Here is a 2854-nt window from a genome sequence, read left to right on the forward strand (position 1 = left end):
GCTGTAACGGCAAATGCAAATTACTGATGAGGGCAGGTATGAGTGAAGACCGTTTTATCGATCTGGAGAGCCGCCTGGCCCACCAGGACCAGCTGCTCAACGAGCTCAATGACGTCATGACGCAGCAACAGGCAAAGCTCATGCGGCTCGAAACGCTCTGCAACTCGCTGATTTCACGGGTGCGATCGATCGGGGAAGCGCTGCCTGACGGCGATCCGACGAACGAGAGGCCGCCGCATTACTGACGGTAAACCCGGATTTGTCGTAACCTGCGTTACCGTATAGTGACGGTCAAACCTGTGTTGGAGAGCGTTATGTCATCGATTTTCAGGTTGTTCGTGCTGCTCCAGCTGTTCGCAGCGTATGCGCTGCCAGCTCAAACTTATGTGCCGCCCGATCTCAAGGACTGGCAGCAATGGGTTCTGCAAGACCAGGAATATCGCACCTGTCCCTTTTACTTCAACCGGCGCGCCGCCGACCGCGACGACTTCGTCTGCGCGTGGCCTGGTGCGCTGGAACTCAGCGCTACGGCATCCGGGGGGCGCTTCAGTCAGTCATGGACCGTGTACGCCGAGGAGCAGTGGGTCGCACTACCCGGCGGCACCGAGTACTGGCCCGAACAGGTCGTCGCGAACGATCGCGCTGTTGAGGTTGTCGCGCGCGGCGATGTGCCGAGCGTCTGGCTCCCGCCGGGAAGTTACAGGCTGGGCGGCGAATTCGACTGGGACCAGCGGCCCGGCGTGCTGCCCATTCCGGCGGCCAGCGGGCTCGTGTCATTGACCGTTGACGGGCGCCAGGTCGAGCGCCCGGAGATCGCAGGAAACGGCGTCTACCTGGGCGAACGCAAGCGCACGATAACGACCGTTGATTCGGTCACTACAACGCTGCATCGGCTGATCGCCGACGAAGTGCCGACACGGCTGATCACGCGGCTTCAGATCGACGTATCGGGCGGCGTCCGCGAGGAGGCCTTCGAGAATATTCTGCCGAGCGGATTTGTGCCGCTCGATATCGGCAGCCAGCTGCCGGCAAAGCTCGAAGCTGACGGCAACCTGCGTCTGCAGGTTCGACCCGGACGCTGGACAATATTTGTAACCGCCCGGGGACCGGGAGTCGTCAACGCGTTGTCGCTGCAACCGCCCGGCGCAAACATGCCCGCGTCGGAAATCTGGAGCTATCAGTCGAACGACCGGCTGCGTGTTACCGCTGCCGAAGGTCTGCCGCCGGTTGACCCCAGGCAGGTGCAGGTGCCGGAAAACTGGAATAACTACCCGGCGTTTCGTGCCGAGGCAGGACAGGCGCTCACCATCGTCGAGCGCAGTCGTGGCATCGTATCGGCCAGCAACGAGCTACAGCTGTCGCGGACCATGTGGCTGGATTTCGACGGCGGCGGGTATGTCGTTCTGGACCGCATCGACGGACAGATGCAGAGCGACTGGCGCCTCGACATGCGGCGGCCGTATGCGCTTTTGAGTGCGTCTGAGGGCGGCGAGAACCTGTTGATTACCGGTGGCAATGACGAGGGACTGACCGGTGTCGAGGTACGCCGCAACGCGGTTGATCTGCAGGCGCTTGGCCGCAGCGAGACACGCGGTGAGATGCCGGCAAGCGGTTGGGACAGTCGCTTCGCACAGGTGCGGGCGACGCTGCACCTGCCGCCGGGCCACAAGTTGCTGGCTGCGCCAGGCGTCGATGTGGCGCGCGGCAGCTGGGTCAGCCAGTGGCAGCTGCTCGATTTCTTCCTGGTTCTCATCATCACGATTGCCGTTATGCGGCTGATTGGCGCCGGTGCGGCCGTGATCGCGGGGCTGGCGATGGTCCTGAGTGTCCACGAGATGTTCGCGCCCGGCTGGCTGTGGCTGAATCTGCTGGTTGCAATAGCGCTAATGCGCGTGGCACCCGCCGGACGATTGCGACAGCTAGTCAGCAGTTACCAGGTCCTGAGCGCTGTGGTGCTGGCCATCGCGCTCGTGCCATTTATCGCGAGCCAGTTACGTGTCGCGCTGTATCCGCAGCTGGAGCCGCAATACAACGAATACCAGCTGTATGACCATGGCGTGCCTGCGACAGTCGCTGTCGAGATGGAACGCGGCCTCATGGAGGAGGCGGCCAAGATGCGGCGGTCGAGCGATACCGCGACTCGACCTGATGCCATGCTGCAAGTGCCGATGGCCGATACCAGCAAGGCACGGGATTTCGCACGCTACGCGCCGAACGCAATTGTGCAAGCAGGGCCGGGTATTCCGTCGTGGCAGTGGAATTCCTATTCGCTGAACTGGACCGGTCCGCTGGATGCTGCACAAACCATGCGGCTGATCGTATTGCCACGCTGGCTGGTCAGCACGCTGCGATTCGCCGCAGTGTTATTACTATTGTTGTTTGCAGCAGTGCTGGCAGCCGAGGTATTCAATAAACGCTGGTCCCTGCCGGGTGGCTTGACGCTGGGTCGCGGCGGTGCGGCAAGCGCACTCGCAGTCACAATGATGCTGATGATGTTCGGCATCAGTACGCCGGCAGAGGCGGATATTCCGGACGCTAATTTGCTGCAGCAACTGAAAGACCGGCTGCTGGAGCCGCCGGCTTGCGCGCCGCGCTGCGCCGAGATCGTGGCGGCGGATGTCGACATTGCGGCCAGCGCGATCGCAATGACGCTGCGTATCGATGCATTGGCAGAGGTTGCGGTGCCGCTGCCGGGATCGGCAGACGGCTGGCATCCCGATGCCGTGCGGTCATCAGCGGCAACGGCACAGCGCGTTTTTCGCAGTGCCGACGGCACGCTGTGGGTGAAAGTTGCGGCGGGCAGTAACACGCTGACCCTGCGCGGCTCGGTACCCGCCGCTGACAGCCTCGAAAT

The 2854-nt window shown here is 62.6% G+C and carries 2 protein-coding genes; both read left to right on the forward strand.

Annotated elements, in window-relative coordinates:
- Window positions 1-38 precede the first annotated feature (38 nt).
- Window positions 39-245, forward strand: coding sequence for a SlyX family protein (locus HKN06_09160; protein NNF61480.1), 207 nt, complete (start codon window positions 39-41; stop codon window positions 243-245).
- 69 nt (window positions 246-314) lie between these two features.
- Window positions 315-2854 (forward strand): hypothetical protein (locus tag HKN06_09165; protein ID NNF61481.1); only part of this gene is annotated, 2540 nt, incomplete at its 3' end.

Source organism: Gammaproteobacteria bacterium, assembly GCA_013003425.1.
GTDB lineage: Bacteria > Pseudomonadota > Gammaproteobacteria > Steroidobacterales > JABDKV01 > JABDJB01.

What these genes read in the sequence shown, in the direction of transcription:
- HKN06_09160 (NNF61480.1), top strand. Translation starts at nt 39, where the DNA reads ATGAGTGAAGACCGTTTTATCGATCTGGAGAGCCGCCTGGCCCACCAG.